Source organism: Flavisolibacter ginsengisoli DSM 18119 (assembly GCF_900129295.1).
Classification (GTDB): Bacteria; Bacteroidota; Bacteroidia; order Chitinophagales; family Chitinophagaceae; genus Flavisolibacter; species Flavisolibacter ginsengisoli.
In genome coordinates this window covers 49,426-71,967 of record NZ_FQUU01000020.1, presented here as the reverse complement: position 1 = coordinate 71,967, position 22,542 = coordinate 49,426, and the positions used below count along the sequence as shown (strand labels likewise).

Genomic DNA, 22,542 nt, shown 5'->3' with positions numbered 1-22,542 from the left:
CAAGTTCAAATTTGAAAATGTGCAAATGAAACATATTATCTACATATGGACCCTTTTGATCAGCGCATTGTTTTGTGCCCCTAAAACATTTGCGCAGGATCTTCATTTCTCCCAATTTTTTAATTCACCATTAACTACCAATCCAGCTAATACAGGATTTATCCCTGATGGCGACTACAGGCTTGGTATCAATTACCGCGACCAATGGTCATCGGTAATGTCAGTGCCCTATAAGACCATGAGTGCTTTTGGAGATGTGCAACTGATGAAGAATAAATTTGATAATGGATGGATAGGTTTAGGTGGGGTTATTTTAAGAGATGTGGCCGGAAGCGGTAATCTTACTTCAACAAAGTTGTACGGTTCAGTGGCCTATCACCAATTGCTGGGTTATTCCAGTTTATTGAGCCTTGGATTTAATGTGGGAATGTCAAATAAGCAGATCAATGTTTCCAATCTGAAGTTCCCGGACCAGTTTGACGGTAAATTCTTTGATAATAAACTGCCTACCACTGTTTTACTTGATAAAACCAATGTGAGTTACCTGGATATGCAGGTCGGGATGAATTATGCTTATTTCCCAACACCAAGTATCTATGTAAACACTGGCTTCTCTGTTCACCATGTAAACCGCCCCCACGAATCGTTTTTTTCTTCAGAAGCCACTGGGGTTGATAACAGGGTGCCCATGCGTTATATAGGATTTTTGAATGGAAGCTTTAAACTGAATGATGAAGTCATCATCAATCCGAATATTTACTATACCAGGCAGGCTAATGTATCAGAACTGGTGGGAGGATTGAATGCACACTATAACTTATCCGGCGATGGAGAATATCTCCTGATAGCAGGTGCTTATTACAGGCATAAGGAAGCTATCATTCCACTGGTAGGGTTAGGATTCAAAGACTATACTTTTACATTCACCTATGATGCTACCATTTCTTCTTTAAAGAATTTTAATAATTCCAGGGGGGCTTTCGAGTTCTCGCTGATAAGACAGGGCATCATAAGCCCGGGTGGTCAAAAAGTAACGCCTTGTCCAACATTTAAAACATATTGATAGATAATCTGCAGCCTGGAATTGGTTTACGTTTCTACACAATCAACCGGGAGAATTCTCCAGGTATGTATAAGTTACTGCTGTCGGTTTTAAATAGGTAAGCACTTTCAATTGCTATTTTTTGCATTTAATTTTGCCGGGTTTACACGATTTTTACAGCAATTATAAAGGTTCATGTATACTATTGAAAAAACATCCGCTGCAATAGAACACCTTGAGCAGTTGAGAAATATCGTTGGCGCTCCCTATGTTTTTATAGATGAGGAAGTATTAAATCAATATGCTTCGGACGAAACCGAAGACCTTCATTTTTTACCTGATATAGTGATCAAACCTGCGAATGCAGAAGAAATTAGCCGCATTTTAAAGCTTTGTAATGAATTCAGAATTCCGGTGACACCACGGGGTGCAGGCACAGGGCTAAGTGGCGGCGCCTTGCCCAACCTGGGCGGCGTACTGCTTTCAATAGAAAGGCTGAATAAGATCATATCTATAGATGAACGTAACCTCCAGGTGATAACAGAGCCGGGAGTTATTACTGAAGTACTGCAGGATGCCGTAAAAGAAAGGGGGCTATTTTATCCGCCAGACCCCAGCAGCAGGGGCTCCTGTATGATAGGAGGCAATATTGCTGAGAATAGCGGCGGTCCCAAAGCTGTGAAATATGGGGTGGTAAAAGATTATGTACTGAACCTGGAAGTGGTGCTGCCGACAGGAGAGATCATGTGGACGGGTGCCAACGTGTTGAAAAACGCCACGGGATATAACCTTACACAGTTGATGGTAGGCAGTGAAGGCACTTTGGGTATTGTAACCAAGGCGGTTTTGAAACTGATACCATTGCCCAAATACGACCTGCTGATGCTGGTGCCTTTTAAAAATGCTGAAAATGCATGTGCGGCGGTGAGTTCCATATTCACGGCAGGATACACACCCAGTGCTATGGAATTCATGGAAAGGGATGCGTTGGAATGGGTGATGCGCTTTGTAGATAACAGCATTGTTCCAATAGACGATGATATCCAGGCTCATTTGCTGATAGAAGTTGATGGAAATGATGTGGAAGTTTTGATGAAAGACATGGAAGGCATTTCTGAAATAGTGATGGGTTTTGACTGTGGCGAAATATTGTTTGCTGAAGATGCACAGCAGAAAGCTGAATTATGGAAACTGCGCCGCAGGGTGGGGGAGGCAGTAAAATCACATTCCATTTATAAGGAAGAAGATACCGTAGTTCCAAGGGCAGAACTACCCGCCTTACTTAAGGGCGTGAAGGAAATAGGGAAAAAATATGGTTTCCATTCTGTTTGTTATGGTCATGCCGGTGATGGTAATTTACATGTGAATATTATTAAGGGTGAACTGAGTGATGAGCAATGGAAGGGTTCATTAAAAACAGGGATCAGGGAAATATTTGAATTGGTAAAGCAATTGGGGGGTACCATTAGCGGAGAGCATGGAATTGGCCTTGTGCAAAAAGAATATTTACCCATAGTATTTGATGACATGCAAATGCATCTCATGAGGCAGATCAAAAAGGTTTTTGATCCTCATAATATATTGAATGCTGGAAAGATATTCGATGCTTAGCGTCTGTGCAGCAATGGATATGAAAGTAATGTCTTAGTAGGAAGTGTAGATACAGGTATATTTACCTGGCAGCAAATAAAAACCCAGTTAATGAAAAAATTCTTCTTCTTTATATTCCTGGTCTCAATTTCCCAGATAGTTTTTTCACAGGATGCTGAGCCCGAGGTGAACAAGGGTTTTCAAAAGGATAAGCTTTTTGTAGGAGGTAATTTTGGATTATCGGTGGGTACCTATACATTGATCAATATCTCTCCGCAGATAGGTTACCGGTTTACAGATTATGTTGCTGCAGGCGTGGGCATCAATGCACAATATGTTAGTACAAAAGAAAGATACTCAAACGGTGATCCTTATTGGAAAACATCACAAGGGGTGGCCGGCCTGAATGTATTTGGCAGGGTGTACCCCATAAAGCAGATCATGATACAACTGCAACCTGAGGCCAATTACGTATTTGGGAAACAGGTATTTTACGGGCCACCACGGGAGGAATATAAAATGGATGCTTTGATCGTTCCCAGTTTATTAGTTGGGGGCGGCGCTGTTTTTCCTTCCGGAAGGGGTTCCTTTATTGCTTCTGTATTTTATGATGTATTGCAAAACAAGAACTCACCCTATGGAGCCAGGCCATTTTACACCTTTGGCTATAATGTAGGTTTGCATTAATCAATATAATGCAGAAATTCATTGGGCTCACTCAATACTGTGAGCATAGTATCTAACCCTCCATATAAAAAGCCTTCTTTTTCCAGGTGATGCATGTGAGTTAATAATGGATCATAGAATCCTGCAGTGTTCAGGATGAATATCTTTTTGTCGTGGATGGATAACTGGTTCCATGTGACGATCTCAAAAAGTTCATCAAGGGTGCCAAAGCCACCCGGTAGTATGATGGCAGCGTCGCAGAGTTCGTAGAGCTTTCTTTTGCGTATGTGCATGTCATCAACTACTAATAATTCGCTGATATTATCATGCTGGTGCTCCCAACCCACCAGCACCTGCGGAATGACCCCTCGCACTATACCACCTTGTTGCATTACCGTGTCTGCAACCACTCCCATGATTCCATTCTTGCCCCCTCCATAGATCAATTCTAATTTTTTATCTGCAAGAATTCCGGCCATTATCCTGGCATGCTCCACATATAATTTGTTGTTCCCTACTTTTGATCCGCAGAAGATAGCCACTTTGTTAATCTTGCTCATTACCATTTGTCTTTGCGCAAAAGGAATACAAATTTTTCTATCTTCAAAAATTACAATCGTAATCTTGCAACTGTTCATAAAAAGATAAAGCATGAATTCAGTGGTACTGTTGTCCTTTGTCATAGCCTACTTTGTCATTCTTCTGGTAGTTGCCTATTTCACCTCGCGTAATTCAAACAATGAGTCCTTTTTCATTGGAAACAAAAATTCCAACTGGATGCTTGTGGCTTTTGGAATGATAGGCACTTCATTAAGCGGCGTCACATTTGTTTCTGTTCCAGGCACCGTTGGCCTTGCTGCTTTCTCCTATGGACAGGTGGTGATTGGTTACCTCCTTGGTTATTTCGTTATTGCTTATGTTTTACTGCCCCTTTATTACAGGCTCAATCTCACATCAATATATAATTACCTGGAGCACAGGTTCGGCATCATTTCGTATAAAACAGGTGCGCTGTTCTTTATTATCTCCAGGACACTGGGTGCAACGGCCAGGCTATACCTCGTGATCAATGTGCTGCAGATATTTATTTTGAAGGACCTGGGTATCAGCTTTGGCCTTACAACATTCATAATACTGATCATGATCCTGCTTTATACTTTTGAAGGCGGGGTAAAAACCATCGTTTACACGGATACGCTCCAGACCACATTTATGCTATTAGGCCTTGTGGTTTGTATGATCTATATTATGAGTAATATGAACCATTCTATTGGTTCCACCTTGCATGAATTAAGTAAGACCAACCTGACGAAGATCTTTAATACAGATACTAATTCCTCAGGGTTCTTTTTAAAAAGCATCCTGGGCGGAATGTTTATCACTATTGGTATGACGGGTCTTGACCAGGAAATGATGCAGAAGAACATCAGCGTGAAAACGCTAAAGGATTCGCAAAAGAACATGATCACCTTTAGTGTGATCATGGTGGTCGTTAATTTCTTATTTCTTTTATTGGGAGGTGTATTGTTCTTATATGGAAAGGCTAATAATGTGGTAGTACCTGGCGATGATCTATTTCCTACGATAGCCCTTAAAGGTTTCATGCCAGCGGCTATTTCTATCATTTTTATTATTGCCTTAATATCTGCTTTATTCCCGAGTGCCGATGGTGCACTTACTGCCTTGACCTCTTCTTTTTGCCTGGATATCCTGGGTTTGAAACGAAGGGATGAGCTTTCAGAGAAACAAAATAAGCGAACCAGGCTAACAGTTCACATCACATTTGCCGCTATCTTTTTCCTGATAGTAATGGGCTTTAAGCTTATGGACAGCAAATCCATTATTGATATCATTTTAAAGGTGGCAGGGTTTACCTATGGTCCTTTACTGGGTTTATTTGCTTTTGGCATTCTTACTAAAAGGAAGGTCAATGACAGGTTATCGTTATATATCTGCCTGTTAGCTCCATTGCTGATCCTGGGGATTGATTTTGTGAACAATATTGAATGGTGGCAGAAGCAGGTGAATGTTGAAGGTGCATGGGTAGATGGCGTTAAAACTTTATCTCATACGATATTCGGTAATTTTAAGATCGGGACAGAGTTATTGATCTATAATGGGATACTGACATTTTTAGGCTTGTACCTTATTTCAAAGCCACAACCTGTTCCTGTTGAAGTAAAAACAATTTTGGAACATGGAGCTTATTAATCCATTGGTTCAATCATATGCAGAGAAGTATACTTCAGGTGAAGACGCCCTGTTGCAGGAGATAGCAGCATTTACATGTAATAATCATCCAAAAGCGCATATGTTAAGTGGTCATATTCAGGGGAAATTCCTGGAAATGGTCAGCCATATGACCAGGCCTAAGCGCATACTGGAGATCGGAACTTTCACTGGATACAGTGCCCTTTGCCTTGCAAAAGGGCTTGAAGAGGGCGGCGTTTTACATACGCTGGAACTGAGGGAAGAGGATGCAAATACTGCAAAAGCTTATTTTGACAGGTCTTTTTTTAAGGATCAAATAATTTTACATATCGGTGATGCGTTAGAACTTATCGGTGAAATAGATGAATTGTGGGATTTGGTTTTTATAGATGCTGATAAGGAAAATTATATCAATTATTTTAACCTGGTTTTGCCCAAACTAAAGCCAAAGGGTTTTATTTTAGCGGATAATGTGCTCTTTCATGGCCAGGTTTTAGAGGAGCCTGTCAAAGGCAAAAATGCTAAAGCCATACAGGCTTTTAATGATTATGTCGCAGGCAGGGATGATGTAGAAAGATTGTTATTGCCCCTTCGTGATGGGCTTTACCTGATCAGGAAATTGCATTGATTTTCAAAGGTAGCTTGTGTAGAACCAGGCTATGGCTAAAATAGAATTGATTTTAGTATTGCTAGAAACCTAATACATCCAATGAAAAAGCTCACCATCTTTATTGTCTTTCTTTTTTGTGGCAGCCTGTCGTTTGCCCAGTCTACCGAGGTAATCCAAAAATATATAGATACTTACAAGGATATAGCCATCGAAGAGATGAACCGCACAGGTGTTCCGGCAGCTATCACGCTGGCACAGGGAATCCATGAAACCAGCGCAGGACAGAGTGACCTGGTGAGAAAATCAAATAATCATTTTGGTATTAAATGTAAAGCCGAGTGGTCAGGCCCTAGTGTAAGCCATGATGATGATGCAAGAGGAGAATGTTTCAGAAAGTATGATGATCCGATAGACTCGTATAAGGATCATTCTGATTTTTTAAGAACACGCCCTCATTATGCTTTTTTATTCAATCTCGATCCCACAGATTATGAGGCCTGGGCCTATGGGCTGAAAAAGGCTGGCTATGCCACCAATCCACGATATCCCCAGATACTGATCAAATTGATAAAGGATTACAACCTTGAGGATTACACTTTGATCGCATTGAACCGGAAAACTGACAATAATAATGTAGTACTTGTAAATAACAGTACCGGCAAAGAGGGTAATAATCAATCAATGCAAGCAGTAAGCATTGAGTCAATACCCCCTATACAATATCCTTCTGGTTTATTCAAGATCAATGAAACAAAAGTGGTCTTTATTCCAAAAGGTACTTCGTACTTAAAGGTTGCAGAAGAGAATGATATTTCCCTGGCAAGGCTTTTTGAATTTAATGACCTGCACTCTTCATTAGATATTGCCCAGGTGGACCAGCTTCTTTTTCTGCAACGGAAAAGAAAGAAGGGAGCTAACGAGTACCATATAGTTATGCAAGGTGAAACCTTACATGACGTTGCACAGAATGAAGGCATCAGGTTAGAAAGCCTGTTGGAATATAATTTCCTCAAGTATGGTATGCAGCCAAAGGTGGGTGAGAAGTTATTCCTTCAAAATGATGCTCCCGCTATGCCTGCATTGGTTACCGATACTCCTACACCTGCACCAGCTTATGCGAAAAGTTCTTCTGCCCCCGTAATAATTACTCAGGAGAGCAAACCTATTTTTCATAAAGTACAGTCTAAAGAAACTTTATACGCCATCTCCAGGAAATATGATGTCACTGTGGAGGATATAATAAAGTGGAACGAGTTACAATCAAACGATCTAAGGACAGGCCAGCAATTGCGCATCAATAAAAAAACGGCGAATGGGACCAATTAAGCTTCACGACAAAACTTTTGACACTTATCTATCAGAGGAAGAAATACAGGAAAAGATCCGGGAGATAGCAGAATCAATCAATAAAGATTACCAGGATAAACGGCCTTTGTTTATTGCCATACTGAATGGTTCCTTCATGTTTGCTGCGGACCTCTTCAAGCACCTGACAATTGATGCTGAGATCTGTTTTATCAAACTAGCCTCTTATAAGGGGATGAAGTCGAGCGGTAATATCATCACCGCCATAGGACTGGACCAGGATGTTTTTGGACGTGATGTGGTAATAGTGGAAGATATTGTTGATACCGGGAAGACATTGAATGAGTTTCTTCCCCAATTGCATCACCAGCAACCGAGGTCACTGGCCATTGCAGCGTTGTTGCATAAGCCTGAAGCTACACAATTTCCTTTAACCATTAACTACACAGGATTTAAGATCCCAAATAAATTCGTGGTAGGGTATGGATTGGATTATGATGGCCTTGGAAGAAATCTTAAAGAGATCTATCAATTGGCCTAACTATTTGACTTCAGGCGGAAGTTTTGTATTTTTTCGCAGAAGAATTTGCTTTGAAGCGTTTACTATATACCGTTTTTTCAATTATTTGTCCCCTATTTCTCTTTGCACAACATTATTATGTGAAAGGCCAGGTGAAAGATGAAGCGGGCAACCCTTTGCAAAATGTAAACATTTATTTGCACAGTACCGGCTACGTTTACTTTACAGGGATGGAGGGCTCCTTTGGCATACTCACTAACAACAAAACTGATACACTGAGTTTTTCTATGGAGGGCTTCCAGCCGCAAAGAGTAGCAGTGAACGCAGAAGTAAATGCCACGGTCAGATTAAAAAAAGCTTCCCTCAATAAAAGCCGCCCGGGATATAAACTGGCATCTTTAACTCAGAACCTGACAAGGGAATCGCAACAAAAATGGTTTGCTGGTGATGAAACCTATGCCAGCATCGTGGAAAATCAATTCGTTAACAGTTATGAATATCCTTCCACCGGCCTGACGCTTAATGTTGACCGGGCTTCTTATAGTAACATACGCAGGTTTTTAAGTATGGGTACCCCGGTCCCACCAGATGCAGTGCGGATAGAGGAGATGTTGAACTATTTTAATTTTGGGTATACAGAGCCACCTGTTGATAAGCCATTTGAAATAAAGACTACGCTTACTCAATGTCCATGGAACAAGAATAATCAATTGTTATTTACACAAATCCTGTCAAGAAAAATATCCCTGGACAGTCTGGCTGCCAGCCACCTGGTTTTTCTTATAGATATCTCTGGTTCAATGGATATGCCAAACCGGTTACCTCTTTTAAAAGCTGGCTTTAAGGCTTTGGTAAATAATTTGAGAGATAAGGACTCTGTATCAATAGTAGTTTATGGTGGCACTGTGGGTGTGGCTCTTCCTACAACGGGTGGAAACGAAAAGGATATTATTTTCAAAACCATTGACAGCCTCCAGGCAGGAGGTTCTACACCTGGGGAATCAGGTATCAAGCTTGCCTATAGTGTTGCCAGGAATCATTTTATTAAAGGAGGCAATAACAGGATCATACTTGCTACGGATGGCGATTTTAATGTAGGATTGAAGAAGGAGGAAGACCTGGAAGAAATGATCTCCCGTGAGCGGCAACAGGGCATTTACCTGACATGCCTGGGTATAGGCATGGGAAATTATAAAGACTCAAAGATCCAGACGCTTGCCCAGAGAGGTAATGGCAATTTTGCTTACCTGGATAGTTATCATGAAGCTGAAAAAGTGTTGTTAAAGGAATTCACCCAAACATTATATACAGTAGCTGATGATGCTTATCTTAATGTGAAGTTCAATCCTGATTACGTAAAGGATTATCGCCTGATAGGGTTTGATAATAAAATGGGAGCAATAAAGGATATAAGTTCTACGATAGAGGGCGGGGAAATAGGGTCTGCCTATTCTGCTATGGTTGCTTTCGAGTTAGTTCCTGTTGCTCCTGTTAATAATATGGTAGGAAAGGAAATTGATGACCACCTTGTTTCATACGAGTTGCAATACAAACTTCCGGATAGTACTACCGTTATGAAGCTGGCTCAATCATCTCCGGTTACAATGGTTACCTTATCCCAGGTTTCTAAATGTTACCAGTTTGCAAGTGCAGTGGTCATGTTTGGTGGCATGCTGCGCAATTCAAAGTATTTCAAGGATGCTTCATGGAACTCTATAATGCAAATAGCCGGAAACGCTGCTGACCAGGAAAACTTTTCTCAAAAAGAGTTCCTTTCCCTGGTACAGCAGGCCAAGGCAATCTATGGTAAGAAGAGAAAGCGGGATAAAGAAGAATAAAATAGATCTAAATAAAAAAGGGCTGCTAAGCCCTTTTTTTCATTATCATCATTTGATCAGGAAAACATTTCTCTCATTTTATCAAAAAAGCTTTTCTGATTCTTGTCAGGAGCAGGTTTGAAATTTGAAGAATGACTAAGCTTTTCCAGGATCGTTTTTTCTTCATTGGAAATATGCTGCGGGGTCCAGACATTTACATGAACCAACTGATCACCTTTTTCATAGCTATTCACAGCAGGGAAACCTTTTCCTTTAAGCCGGAAGACCTTACCACTTTGAGTGCCTGGGGGTAATTTGATCTTTGCTCTGCCATCAATAGTGGGAACTTCTACCTGAGTTCCAAAAACTGCATCGGTAAATGAAATATGAAGGTCGTATGCTACATTGAGCCCGTCTCTATGTAATTCTTTGTGGGCTTCTTCTTCAATTAAAATGATCAGGTCTCCAGGAGATCCACCTCTTTCCCCGGCATTTCCCCTACCGCTAATATTCAGTTGCATACCCTCCTGCACGCCTGCAGGGATATCTATAGAAACGGTTTCTTCACCGTAAACCCTGCCTTCTCCTTTACAATTACCACATTTTGCTGTAATTGTTGATCCTTCACCATTACAGGTAGGACAGGTTGTAACAGTTTGCATCTGCCCGAGGAAGGTATTGGTTACTTTTCTTACCTGCCCGCTGCCTCCGCAGGTAGAGCAATTCTGCACACTGCCTTTGTCTTTAGCACCACTGCCACCACAGACATTACAGCCAACATATTTTTTAACCTTTATACTTTTTGTTACACCCTTGGCTATTTCCTCGTAATTCAGTTTGAGACGAATACGAAGGTTGCTACCCCTTGTGCCTCTTGACCTCCTCTGGCCACCTGCGGATCTTCCTCCGCCGCCTCCGAAAAAGCTTCCGAAAATATCTTCGCCAAAGATGTCACCAAACTGGCTAAAGATATCTTCCATATTCATATTGCCGGGGTGTGCCCCACGGCCGTTTCCACTTACACCTGCATGACCATACCTGTCATATTGCGCACGCCTGTCCTGGTCGCTTAATATTTCATATGCTTCAGCGGCTTCCTTGAATTTTTCTTCGGCAGATTTGTCTCCTGGGTTACGGTCTGGATGGAATTGCATCGCCACCTTGCGGTAAGATTTTTTTATCTCTTCTGCGGAGGCTGATTTACTCACACCCAATATCTCATAGTAATCTCTTTTAGCCATTTGTTTTTGTAGCTTGTATTTATAAAAGCTTTGATGCCGGGCCTAAAAATAGGCCTCAGCTTTTGAATAGGTGTTTATTTACCAACCACTACTTTAGCAAAGCGAATAATCTTATCATTGAGGTAATAGCCTTTCTGGATTTCTGCAACCACTTTTCCTTTCATTTCTTCTCCTGCATCAATTTCTGTTACTGCTTCGTGCAGGTCAACATTAAAATCTTTGTTCAAAGCATCAATGGGCTTTAATCCCTTGGAAGCCAGTGTATTTCTCAACTTTGTAAAAACAAGTTGTACACCTTCCCTGATCTGCTGCACATCCTGGGTTGTATCCATTTGCTTTTGTGCCCTTTCACTATCATCCAACACATCCAGAAGGTCAGTTATAACTTCTTTCCCTGCGGTTTGTATCAATTCTATCCTTTCCCGTGCATTGCGACGCTTGAAATTTTCAAATTCTGCCACCTGGCGCAAATACCTGTCATTCAATTCGTCTACCTGCTGTCTTAACTTCTCTATTTCTGATTCTTCTGCAACAGGATCGTTTAAATGCTGGTTTCCATCTATATTTTCATCGGTGTTGATATTCATGGAAGTGTCAATATTCCTGTCTTGTTCCTTGTCTTTAACTTCGTTTTTCTTCATGATGTATCAAAATTGTGTGCAAAGGTAGGACTGTCAAGAATATTGCCAACGCCATAGGAAGGGACAAAATGTCCTTTAATACAGCATTAACAAGCATTAAGGCTGAGGCATTGTCATAAACCTGGGGCAATGCTCAAATTTTAAACTTATCCCATATTAAGATGATACTTAAACCGCCAATTGTGTTACTGCCGTATCTTGCGCCCCTATGACCCGGGTACAATTAAAGAGAAAAATAGCTAACCGAATACTAAATGGACATCCCTGGATTTTTGCTAATGAAGTAGAAAAATGGGATGGCGACGCAAAGGCCGGAGATATAGTGGATGTCTACTTCTCTGATGGAAAGTTTGCCGGGAAGGGTTATTTCAATGCCCAATCCCAGATCATTATAAGATTACTGACCACTGAAAAGAAAGTAGTTATTGATGATGAGTTTTATCTAAACCGGATAAAGGAATGCTGGGAATATCGTAAGCAAATAGGCTACACGGAAAATTGTCGCCTGGTGTTTGGTGAAGCTGACGGTTTGCCTCAATTGATCATTGACAAGTTCAATGATTATTTTGTGATTCAAACCCTGGCATTGGGCATTGATACCTGGAAACCTGCTATTGTCAAGGCCTTAGATGCCATATTTAAGCCTAAAGGTATCTTTGAACGGAATGATGTGCCAGTCAGAGAACTGGAAGGCTTACCCCAGCAAAAGGGGTTTTTAAGTAGTCCTTTTGACACAAAAATCATTATTAATGAAAATGGATTAAAATTCCATGTTGATATAGAGAACGGCCAGAAAACGGGCTATTTTCTTGACCAGCAGGATAACAGGAGAGCTATACAACATATTGTTAAAGGGGCTGAAGTTTTAGGCGCCTTTACCTATACCGGTACATTTGAAATCCATGCTGCACATTATGGGGCTAAAAGCGTATTAGGGCTTGATATTTCTGAAAATGCAGTGCAACAGGCCAACAAAAATGCTCAACTTAATGGTTTGGAGAATTTAGTGCAGTTTCAGACGGCAAATGCATTTGATGTGCTAAAGCAATGGTCAAAAGAAGATAAGCGGTATGATGTAGTGATGCTAGACCCTCCGGCATTCACAAAAAGCAGGGCTACCATTCAAAAGGCTATTACCGGGTATAAGGAAATCAATTTAAGGGGAATGAAGCTTATAAAACCCGGTGGCTTCCTTGTAACCTCTTCCTGTACCAACCTGGTACAGCCTGAGTTATTCCTTCAGGTCATAGACATGGCTGCGAAAGACGCAAGAAGAAAAATAAGGCAGGTAACATTCCAAACACAATCTTCTGATCATCCTATCGTTTGGAATATGGAGAATACCCATTATTTAAAATTTCTTATCGTGCAGGTATTATAATTCCTATACAGGCACTTAAGAATACAGAGATGGTAAATGGTGTAATAATGGCTATTTAGACACCTGGAACTTGCCCGATTCTATCAGTTTACCTGTTTTATCGCGCAACTGGTAAATGTAAACTCCCCTGTTAAAGTCGGAAAGATTGATAGATGTGCGGTCCGTTAAATTAGTTTGTTCAAACATTTTACGGGCTCCCATGAAACTATAGATCTGGAGGGAATATGCTTTGTCCACGGATCTTTGAATATCAAAATTGATAACCGTAGTAGCTGGGTTAGGATATAACCTGACAACACTTGCAGACGCACCACCCGGGATTTCACGGGTTTGAGCTTCGGAGTGAATGGTTAAAACAAGAAAGGATACTATAAGTAAAAGTCTAATCAAATATTAAATTTTTCTGAATACAATATTACTTCAATTTACAAATAATACAAACGACTTGCTTAAAAATGGGTTATAAATGATAAAACTACTTTTCTAAACCACGTAATTTTACCTGCAGAGCTTCGAAATCCGGCTGTTTTCCAGCATTTTCCAACACTTCTGCATATTGAACAATCCCCTCCTTGTCTATTAAAAATGCAGAACGCTTTGACACGCCGTGCATTTCAAAACCAAATGTTTCGTTCAAGGAACCATAAGATTTGGACACTGTTTTATTGAAATCGCTTAATAAAGAAAAGTTTAAATTTTGTTCCTGCTTAAACTTTGCAAGGGTATATAATGAGTCAACTGAAATGCCCAAGGGCTTTACATGTAGCGATTCATAGATCTTCATATTATCCCTGACAGCGCATAATTCGGCTGTACAGACTGATGTAAATGCAAGCGGAAAGAAAAGAAGCAATACATTTTCTCCTCTTAACTGGGATAGTGTAACCTTTTCCTTTTCGGTATTATATAAGCTAAAATCAGGGGCTAATTGTCCAATCTCTATTTTCATTACTCTTATTTAATTAGAAGAACAATTTATTTCTTAACATGTTCATTCTTTGCATTAGTAACTAAATGCCTATTACATGCGAGTCCTTTTTGTGATGAATGAAAGGTTTTACCCCAAGGCGGATCTCTTTTTCTAAAAGCTCTAGCAACTTTTCTTTGATAAAGTGCCGGTAAGTGACAAGGCTGATTTCTCTTACAGGAACGGGAGGTTTGAAGTTGCGCAATTTTTCCCGGAAGGAAGTGTTGAAATTCAATGTTGCCAACTCAGGTACAATAGTGATTCCTTCATTCATTTCTGTTATTTTAAGAAGGCTTTCAATACTACCGGTTTCATAATCAAGATTATGCGCCCTGGCCTGTTGTTTCTGCAATTCGCAAAGGTTTAATGCCTGTGAACGCAGACAATGTCCTTCTTCCAATAACCACAGTTTATTAATATCAATATCTTCTGGTAAGAGGTATTTCTTTTTTAAGTTCTTATCAGTGGATGAAACAAAAACCTTGAACTCTTCATAAAACAAATGTCTCTCTTTAAAGTTTTTATCATTCAGAGGAGTGGCCATTATAGCCACATCAATTTTTTCCGAGGAGAGCTGTAATAAAAGTTGATCTGTTGTTTGTTCCTGGATCTTTAATTTAATCGATGGATAATTTTTAAGAAAGGATTGAAGGAATAAGGGTAGGAGGTAGGGGGCTAAAGTTGGTATAATGCCTATTTTTAGTTCGCCCTGTAAACCTGATTTAAGATTTAACGAAAGATCTTTTATTAATGCTGTTTCTTTTAAAACCGCACGTGCCTGCTCAATTACTATCTTGCCAGCTTCAGTTGGAACTACGGGTTGTTTACTCCTGTCAAATAAAATGATCCCTAATTCTTCTTCCAGTTTTTTAACCATCATGCTTAATGTGGCCTGGGTAACAAAACATTTCTCAGCGGCTTTGGCAAAGTGCCTGTTTTGATCTACTGCTACTACATATTCTAATTGTTGCAGGTTCATAATATCGATATATCCTATGAAAGTATAGAATCTATTGTTTTTGCCAATGTAATAATATACTCATTAAAAGGAGGCTTGTCGAAGCGTCTTGATAGGCTGGACCAGGCTTTAGGGAGAATAATACTTGATGGTTAGCATGACGAAACCTGGCAATGATATTTTTAAAACCTGGGGCAATTCAATGATTCAATTTCACGATTGATAAATCCTATGTAAGAAATGCTCAATTCAAATCCTCCCCGGCCATAACTGGAGGTTTTTAATTTAGATAGGTTTATATCATAGCTAAAGGATGCAGAAAATGGTGCATAATCAAGTTTGATGACAGGGATCAAAGCATCGTTCCAACGAAGGAAGGCCCCGCCATGAATGGTATATAATGGCTTATCCCAATCATCTCCTATTTTAATTCCATATAATGCACCACCCACAGTTTCCATAAATTGTCCCTGCCTGGAATGGTCTGCCTGGATAGTCAGGTAACTTATAGGAGTTACGGCAAGACGTACACCTGCGGAACCTACCCATTTCGGTTCCAGTTCAGCAGATGCATTACGGTAAAAACTATTCTTTGGTTTATTTAAATGATGATACGCTGCACCAACAAAAAAGTTGTTATTGGGGTTTTCGCCAATTTGGGAATTATAACTCATTCCTACAGAAACATCCAGGTAAGAATATAGTGGCTTAAGAAAGATCTCACCATCACCCATGCCATCATATTGACTGTTAGTAGTCATTTTACTCCTGTCAAAACTTCTTTGAACAAAGCCACCCATAAAACCAAGTGATAAATACCTGTTTTTGTCATTGCTTAGTGATTTATGAAAGTTTAGAGCAGGTAAAACATGTGTGGAAACCCATGACACAGTGCCAGCACGGTCGTGTAATATTTGTAAGCCGGTAGTTAAGAAATCAGAACCCTTGCCTACTGGCATTTTATACTCACCGTTAAGAGAAAATGTTTTAAATGCATCGGTCAGGCTATTCCATTGATCCCTGTAAACAGTCTGAATACGAATATCTCCTGTGAAGATTCCGGCAAGCGATGGGTTTCTTAAAAGAGGGGCTTCAAAGAATTGAGAGAAATGAATGTCCTGCCCAGACACAAGAGCGTTGCAACACAGGGTTAATAAAGAAAAAATAATATGGTATAATTTCTTTCTCATAACTATTGTATCAAGGCAACGTTTCCTTCAAAACGTATGATATCGCTATTCTCACAAAATACTTCTACCTGGTACACATATACATCCGGGTGAGGTAAAGCACCTTTGTACCTGCCATTCCATCCATAGGAAGCATCGTTTACCGGAAAGTTAGTCTGTTCGAAAACCACTTCTCCCCACCTGTTAAATATTCTAAGGGTTTTAACCCTTTCCAATCCTTTTCCTCTTACATAAAGTACATCATTACTACCATCACCATTAGGTGAAAAAGTATTTGGGATAAATACATTGGCATTAGGGCATACAACAATTACCTGGACGTTGGTCCTGTTGCGACAACCGTTACTGTCTACTACGGCAACACTAAATAGTTTATTGAATTTTGTATTGGTAACTGGTTGTGGACAATCAGTACATGTTAATGTAGCGGCAGGCATCCAGGTATAACTGGTCACATTTGAACTGTATGAGGCCGGAATGGTTAATGGAAATCCGGCTTGTTTCGTTAAGGGTGATGGAACTGTAATAACTGGTAAAGGGTTGACAAGAAGATTTTTATAAGCCGTATCTGCACAGCCGCTGCTATTCGTAGCTATAGTGGATATAGAATAGTTTCCTGCTGTGCCATAAGCCTGCAATGCAGGATTTTGCAAAACAGACATGTTTCCATTAGGGAAATTCCATAACCAATTAACTGCAGAAGTGTCACTTCGCTGGAAGACTCCTTTATGAAGCATTGAATCCCCTAAACAAACAACGGTATCACTCACAATCGATATTAATGGACTTTGAACAACCTTTATTATATCCTTCAAGGTGAAAGTGTCCACACAATTGTTAAGGGTAGCTACATTTACGGATACCGAATAAATGCCCGGTGAGGCGTAATAATGGCTCCCCGGATCAGGTAAGGTGGAAGTAGAACCATCTCCATAACTCCATTGATAAGAAGTTAATGGATCATTGAAAGTGGTTGAATCAATAAAAGTTACCAGCCCACTGTCGCATAACAGCTTCTTATCCAGTCCAAATTTCGCAATCGCCCCTATAATATGGATTGTATCAAATCCTGTGATGGGATATTGACATCCAGATGGATCAGTCATAATGATCTTGGGTACAAAATCTCCAAAGAAATTGTAGATATGCTCCAGGCTGTCAGTTTTATTATTAAGTATAACTCCATCTCCAAAGTCCCAGGTATAGGTAACAGGCCCCGGACTGTAGGTTGCTAAGGATACATTCAGCGGCTTGCATCCACTTAATGGTGAATAAGTGATTTTGGATCCAATCGTATCGTATAGGGTTATACTTTTAACAGCTTTATCTGTACATCCCCCCGGACTGGTAACTGTAAGGCTTACCTGGTATGTGTCAGGCGTAATATAGTATTGAACAGGGTTGGGAACGCTGCTCGTTCCACTTCCAAGGTTCCATAAAATTGAGTTCGTGAAATAGGAGGTATTAGTGAACTGTACTTCGAAAGGAACACAGGAACTTATTGAATCGCTCAATGAAAAACTGGCCACAGGCCGTGCCACCCGGATATGGTTTGGTTTAGTCAGCGTATCCGTACAACCATATTGATCTGTGATCATTAAACTTACAGAATAATACCCTGAATCTGTATAGGAATGGACAGGGGAAACAAGTGTTGAACTAGTTGCATCACCAAAGTTCCAGGAGCTGGTAAACCCAGTAGAGGCAGTAGTATTGGTAAATGTTAAGTTACTTCCCGGGCATGCTAGCGTATCAACTGTAAATGCCGCTTTTGGATTGGTAGCATGAATGAGGTTTGCTCTGGAAATACTATCACGGCAGCCCACAGAATCTGTTACGACGAGGTTTACAGAATAGGTACCGGTATCAGCGTAAGTATGGGTAAAAGGTGGTTTGGTAAGCGTGGTAATGATTCCATCACCGAAATCCCATTTCCATGATTTTATTGGGTGAATGGCATCATCCTTTGAAAGATCAGTAAAGTTTCTTACAGTAGAAACACAACCATTTGGATTAATAGATGAGAAATTAGCTGTTGGTCCATTAATGCGTACATATTTGGTTTTTGTGACCACAGTATTACAACCATGTATATCCGTTAGCGTTAAAGTAATATCATAAGTTCCTGCTACGGAATAATAATGATACGCTGCGCCTGTACGGTCAAAAAGGTCACTATCCCAGGTGCCACCATTTCCAAAGTCCCAGATATATCTAACATAGTTGGCCGGATCTTTTACCACAGCACCAAAATAAACAGTTGATTTGCGGCAAACTGTAGGATTGGTCACATTAAAATCAGGCATATCAGTAAACAGCTTAACTGCATCTGAAATACTGTTTGAGCAGGTATTGTTTGTAACCGTAAGTGATACTGTATACGTTTGATAAGTACTATAAGTATGCGTAGGATTTTGTAAAGTTGATGTTGTGCCATCGCCAAAGTCCCATAACCAGCTAATGGCTCCTTGTGATTTATCAGTAAAGTTCACCTTAAGTTTATTGGAACAATCTACATCGAAACTAAAGGCAGGAATGGGTGGGCTAACAGTGATAGCATTTGTTTTTTTAATGATTGAAGGGCAGCCATTATTATAGGCAGTAAAGGTTACAGTAAATGTTCCTATATCCTGGTAGGAATGGGAGGTGTTCTTATCTGTTGCTGCAGCGCCATCCCCAAATTCCCAAAGCCAGGCATCAGAGGTATCTGAAATGCCGGTGAATTGAACTGGTTGCAAAGCGCAAACAGGATTAGGTAAAACAGTAAAATCCACAGGTTGCCTTGTTCCTACTTTTACTGCAGCAGGTAATGAAAAGACTTCCGTGCATCCGGTACTTGTGGTAATAGTTAATGTTACCGTATAAGTGCCCTGCGTTAAATAAGTATAAGTTGGATTTTTTTGTGTAGAACTCCCTCCATCACCAAAATCCCATAAATAAGAAGTTACATTGTCACCCGTAATAATATTTGCTAAAGGATTGATTGTATATGGTATACACCCATTTTGAGGTAAGTCTGGTAAGGTAATAATAGGCTTAACTATACTTATCAATGAATCTTTTTGCAAAGTATCTGAACATCCGGAAGCATTGGTAGTAATGAGTTTAACCGTATAGTAACCAAAATCGTTGAAAACATGCACTGGATTCTGATCAGTGGAGGTGGTGCTGTCGCCAAAATTCCATAACCAGGAAACAGCCCCTGGTGTTGCATCAGTGAAGTTTACTGAAAAGGGTGGACTGCACTTGAATGTACTACTTACAGTAAAATTTGCTTTGGGTTTAGCCAATACTTTAATCGCCTTAGTAAAAGAATCTTTACAAAAGCTATAGGTATTATATAAAGTCACATTGAAGTTGCCAACATTTGTAAACCTTTTAATTGGCATAGTGTCCGTACTGCTCGTTCCATCTCCAAATTTCCATAATGAGCTCACCGGCACAGGCGATGAAGTATTTATAAATCCCGCTTCGCTATTAATGCAAATGCTGTCCGGAGCATTGAAATCTGTATGGATATCAAGAATAGCAAACAGGTCTTTTTTGATCATTGTATCAGAGCAACCGGCTGTGCTGGTGGTAGCAAGACTAACAGTATAATTTCCGGGTGTTATATAACTATGGGAAGGCGATTGAACTGTAGAAGTATTTCCATCTCCAAAATCCCATAGGTAGGAAAGTGTGCCAGGTCCGGTTGAGTTATTAGTGAAACTTATTGAAAATGGAGGTTTGCAAACCCCTGCCATTGAATTGGTAAAATCGGATTTTACTCCATTAGTGGTCCTGATATAGGCAGGCTTTGTTAAAACATTCGAACACCCTTTATCATTGGTGACTTTTATGGTCACCCCAAAATTGCCACTCGAAGTATAAGTATGTAAAGGATTCTGGTCAGTGGCTTGTGTGCCATCTCCAAAATCCCAAAACCATTTTGTATTAGTGGTACCTGAACTGGATCCGGATGCATCTGTAAATTGGGACCTGATGGGAAAGCAGCCTGTGCTATCACTCACAGAAAATTGTGGTATTGGCTTTCCATAAATTGTTATAAGGCTGGAACGTGTTAATGTATTGGAACCCCTGTTATTGGTAACGGTTAATTTGACAGTATAAACCCCTTCCTTAAAATACGTGGTTGAGGGATTTTTAATTGTTGAAGTGGCACCATTACCAAAATCCCAGAAATAGCTTGTTGGATTACCGGTTGAAAGATCATTGAAATCTACAACTAAAGGAGAGCATCCTGAAGTTACTGAAGCTGAAAAGTTGGGGGTAGGTGCCTGAGCATGAATTACGACTGCTAAAAACAGCATTATAATGGTAACAGTTGTTTTCAGTCTCAATTTGCTCACTTTTAGGCCCCTTAGGCAAGTTTTCGTAAGGTTGTTAAAGATTAACGTTTCATAATTGCAAAAAGTATTCCCGGTATTTCATTAATTGGATTTAAATAAAAAAATGTCTCAAAGCTTTTCTAGACGCAATGATTTGATGGTCCCATTTACCGATTGAGAGGCTACCACGTAAGTCCAGCTATTATCAGTGATCTGCCAGGTCCCATTTAATAAGGTTATGGTAGCATTTGCATTATTAAATGTGGAGCTAATCGTCCTTGCATTTCCATCTGCTGTCCAGGTACCTGTAGTTTCCACTGAAGTACTATTGATGGCATCTACTGTCAGGTTCTCTTTGAACTGGAATTTATAGACTGCAAAATCACTGGTTTTATCAGTATTATCGTTTTTGAAATTCACAACTTTCCATTGCCCGGATGTCATGGCATCAATAACTGCATTTTTCACTAACTGTTCTTTGCTGCAACCGCAAAGAAATGATAGGAGGATAAGGGTATAGATCTGTTTCATAAGAGTATTTGCTTACAAGGTATAAATTGAACTGTATTTATCCAACAGGTAGGAAGTAAAAGAATTTATTTCCAAACCAGTGCCCGTCACAGCTTTGCACAATTCTTCGCTTGTATAAAATCTTCCTTTACTATGTATTTTTTCTCTCAGCCATTTTAAAAGAAGGGAAGAATCTCCCTTTTCCAACCCGGATTGTAGCAAAGGGATCTCTTTTTCTGCCTGGTGGAAAAACTGGGCTGCATAGAAGCTTCCAAGGCTATAAGTGGGAAAATACCCAAAACTTCCATGGCTCCAGTGCACATCCTGAAGGCAGCCATTTTTGTCATCCGGCACGGTAATATCCATTAGCTGTTTATATTGTTCATTCCAATAGGCGGGTATGTCCCCGGTAGTTAATGAACCATCTATAAGCTTCTTTTCCAGTTCATATCGTATGTACACATGGAAATGATAGGTGATCTCGTCAGCCTCCGTTCGGATAAATGAAGGTTGTACCTTATTAATGCCTTTATAAAATTGATCTACTGTCACATTTTTAAATTGTTCGGGGAAAAATTGCTGAAGCCCCGAAAAATAATGGCGCCAGAATACCAGGCTGCGCCCCACATTGTTCTCCCACAGCCTTGATTGAGATTCATGTATACTATAGGAGCAGGCTTCACCTAAAGGAAGTCCATAATTTTCACTTAATAGTCCTTGTTCATATAAGGCATGCCCTGTTTCGTGAATACAACTCCAGGTCATATTGGCAAAGTCATTTTCGTCAATCCGTGTTGTAATCCGCACATCCTTGCTATTCAAACTGGTGCTAAAGGGATGTTCACTAATGTCCTGCCTTCCTGCTTCGAAATCAAAATTCAATTGTTTCACCAGGTGCATTCCCCATTCCCATTGCTTTTCTTTAGGAAAAGCCTGTTGCAGGAAACTGTCATCCACCTGCGGGCTGGCTGCAATTTTACCGAGTAAGGTTTTTAATACCGGGATAATGCCGGAAAAAGTTTTGTCCAGCAACTCCACGGTACATCCTTTTTCAAATTCATCCAATAAGGCATCATATGGATGTTTCTCAAAACCAAGTAATTGGACTTCCTGTTTTTTTAGTGCAATGAGTTTATCCAGTTCCGGTTGAAATATGGAGAACGCATTTTGCTTCCTTGACTCTATCCAGGCATGAAAGGCTTTATTGACCTGGTCAGATAAAGCCCGCACAAATGCAGACGTATATTTTTTGTTCTTTTGGTAATCCTCCAATGTTCTTGCAACATTCCGTTTTTGGGTGATGTCAAGATCATTCTTTCCTGACAGGTCATTTAAGATGCTGCCTAATTCTTCTTCAATAAATAGTGTATGGCTTAATTCTGAAAGAGTACTTATTTGTTGGCCCCTGAGGGTAGCACCCTTTGGTGGCATGTATGTTTCCTGGTCCCATTGCATTAATGCACTTGCATTTCTTATATCTGCAATTCTTTGCATTTTGCTTTTGTACAATTCGTATAGTTCAGGGGTGTTCATTTTTCAAATCTAAGGGAATAATGATTTGG

General features: G+C 40.1%; 19 protein-coding genes. 9 read left to right on the top strand and 10 right to left on the bottom strand.

The window, feature by feature from the left end; all coding sequences use genetic code 11:
* Positions 1–25: 25 nt before the first annotated feature.
* From BUA53_RS18060 to BUA53_RS18050, 3 genes are all read left to right on the top strand, one after another.
* Positions 26–1,063: a PorP/SprF family type IX secretion system membrane protein gene (locus BUA53_RS18060; RefSeq protein ID WP_072836797.1), complete on the top strand. Its 1,038-nt coding sequence runs from the start codon at positions 26–28 to the stop codon at positions 1,061–1,063.
* 174 nt (positions 1,064–1,237) lie between these two features.
* Complete coding sequence (locus tag BUA53_RS18055) at positions 1,238–2,653, top strand: FAD-binding oxidoreductase (RefSeq protein ID WP_072836796.1); 1,416 nt, start codon at positions 1,238–1,240, stop codon at positions 2,651–2,653.
* Between the two features lie 90 nt (positions 2,654–2,743).
* Positions 2,744–3,319 carry a hypothetical protein gene (locus tag BUA53_RS18050; protein WP_072836795.1) on the top strand — a complete coding sequence of 192 codons (576 nt, stop codon included), beginning with the start codon at positions 2,744–2,746 and terminating at the stop codon, positions 3,317–3,319.
* Here BUA53_RS18050 and BUA53_RS18045 read toward each other — a convergent pair.
* On the bottom strand, positions 3,316–3,858 hold the full coding sequence (locus tag BUA53_RS18045; RefSeq protein WP_072836805.1) for an LOG family protein: 543 nt from the start codon (positions 3,856–3,858) through the stop codon (positions 3,316–3,318). The two genes, BUA53_RS18050 and BUA53_RS18045, sit on opposite strands and share 4 nt — an antisense overlap.
* 91 nt (positions 3,859–3,949) lie before the next feature.
* Here BUA53_RS18045 and BUA53_RS18040 point away from each other — a divergent pair, with 91 nt between their 5' ends.
* The 5 genes from BUA53_RS18040 to BUA53_RS18020 all read left to right on the top strand — a co-directional run bounded on the left by BUA53_RS18040 (position 3,950) and on the right by BUA53_RS18020 (position 9,782).
* Positions 3,950–5,509 carry a sodium:solute symporter gene (locus BUA53_RS18040; RefSeq protein ID WP_072836794.1) on the top strand — a complete coding sequence of 520 codons (1,560 nt, stop codon included), beginning with the start codon at positions 3,950–3,952 and terminating at the stop codon, positions 5,507–5,509.
* Positions 5,496–6,137, top strand: a complete 642-nt coding sequence (locus BUA53_RS18035; RefSeq protein WP_072836793.1) for an O-methyltransferase — start codon at positions 5,496–5,498, stop codon at positions 6,135–6,137. The genes BUA53_RS18040 and BUA53_RS18035 overlap by 14 nt, the downstream gene beginning before the upstream one ends.
* An 81-nt stretch (positions 6,138–6,218) precedes the next feature.
* On the top strand, positions 6,219–7,445 hold the full coding sequence (locus tag BUA53_RS18030; protein ID WP_072836792.1) for a glucosaminidase domain-containing protein: 1,227 nt from the start codon (positions 6,219–6,221) through the stop codon (positions 7,443–7,445).
* Positions 7,432–7,965: a hypoxanthine phosphoribosyltransferase gene (gene hpt / locus BUA53_RS18025; protein ID WP_072836791.1), complete on the top strand. Its 534-nt coding sequence runs from the start codon at positions 7,432–7,434 to the stop codon at positions 7,963–7,965. Before BUA53_RS18030 ends, hpt begins: the two co-directional genes overlap by 14 nt.
* 50 nt (positions 7,966–8,015) lie before the next feature.
* Positions 8,016–9,782, top strand: a complete 1,767-nt coding sequence (locus BUA53_RS18020) for a YfbK domain-containing protein (RefSeq protein WP_072836804.1) — start codon at positions 8,016–8,018, stop codon at positions 9,780–9,782.
* 56 nt (positions 9,783–9,838) lie between these two features.
* Here BUA53_RS18020 and dnaJ read toward each other — a convergent pair whose 3' ends face one another.
* Positions 9,839–11,002, bottom strand: a complete 1,164-nt coding sequence (gene dnaJ, locus BUA53_RS18015) for a molecular chaperone DnaJ (RefSeq protein ID WP_072836790.1) — start codon at positions 11,000–11,002, stop codon at positions 9,839–9,841.
* Between the two features lie 74 nt (positions 11,003–11,076).
* Positions 11,077–11,643, bottom strand: coding sequence for a nucleotide exchange factor GrpE (locus BUA53_RS18010; RefSeq protein ID WP_072836789.1), 567 nt, complete (start codon positions 11,641–11,643; stop codon positions 11,077–11,079).
* Positions 11,644–11,851: 208 nt separating this feature from the next.
* Here BUA53_RS18010 and BUA53_RS18005 point away from each other — a divergent pair, with 208 nt between their 5' ends.
* Positions 11,852–13,024 carry a class I SAM-dependent rRNA methyltransferase gene (locus tag BUA53_RS18005; protein WP_072836788.1) on the top strand — a complete coding sequence of 391 codons (1,173 nt, stop codon included), beginning with the start codon at positions 11,852–11,854 and terminating at the stop codon, positions 13,022–13,024.
* Positions 13,025–13,075: 51 nt separating this feature from the next.
* Here BUA53_RS18005 and BUA53_RS18000 read toward each other — a convergent pair whose 3' ends face one another.
* The 7 genes from BUA53_RS18000 to BUA53_RS17970 form a co-directional block, all read right to left on the bottom strand.
* Entirely contained in the window at positions 13,076–13,414 is a 339-nt protein-coding gene (locus BUA53_RS18000) for a T9SS type A sorting domain-containing protein (protein ID WP_072836787.1), read from the bottom strand.
* Between the two features lie 85 nt (positions 13,415–13,499).
* Positions 13,500–13,973 carry a redoxin domain-containing protein gene (locus tag BUA53_RS17995; protein ID WP_072836786.1) on the bottom strand — a complete coding sequence of 158 codons (474 nt, stop codon included), beginning with the start codon at positions 13,971–13,973 and terminating at the stop codon, positions 13,500–13,502.
* Positions 13,974–14,034: 61 nt separating this feature from the next.
* Positions 14,035–14,970: a hydrogen peroxide-inducible genes activator gene (locus BUA53_RS17990; RefSeq protein WP_072836785.1), complete on the bottom strand. Its 936-nt coding sequence runs from the start codon at positions 14,968–14,970 to the stop codon at positions 14,035–14,037.
* 161 nt (positions 14,971–15,131) lie between these two features.
* Positions 15,132–16,139: a PorP/SprF family type IX secretion system membrane protein gene (locus tag BUA53_RS17985; protein WP_084080237.1), complete on the bottom strand. Its 1,008-nt coding sequence runs from the start codon at positions 16,137–16,139 to the stop codon at positions 15,132–15,134.
* Positions 16,140–16,141: 2 nt separating this feature from the next.
* On the bottom strand, positions 16,142–20,491 hold the full coding sequence (locus BUA53_RS21465; protein WP_217653026.1) for a PKD domain-containing protein: 4,350 nt from the start codon (positions 20,489–20,491) through the stop codon (positions 16,142–16,144).
* 108 nt (positions 20,492–20,599) lie between these two features.
* Positions 20,600–21,001, bottom strand: a complete 402-nt coding sequence (locus BUA53_RS17975) for a lipocalin/fatty acid-binding family protein (RefSeq protein ID WP_072836783.1) — start codon at positions 20,999–21,001, stop codon at positions 20,600–20,602.
* A gap of 12 nt (positions 21,002–21,013) precedes the next feature.
* On the bottom strand, positions 21,014–22,474 hold the full coding sequence (locus BUA53_RS17970) for a carboxypeptidase M32 (RefSeq protein ID WP_245793207.1): 1,461 nt from the start codon (positions 22,472–22,474) through the stop codon (positions 21,014–21,016).
* Positions 22,475–22,542 lie beyond the last annotated feature (68 nt).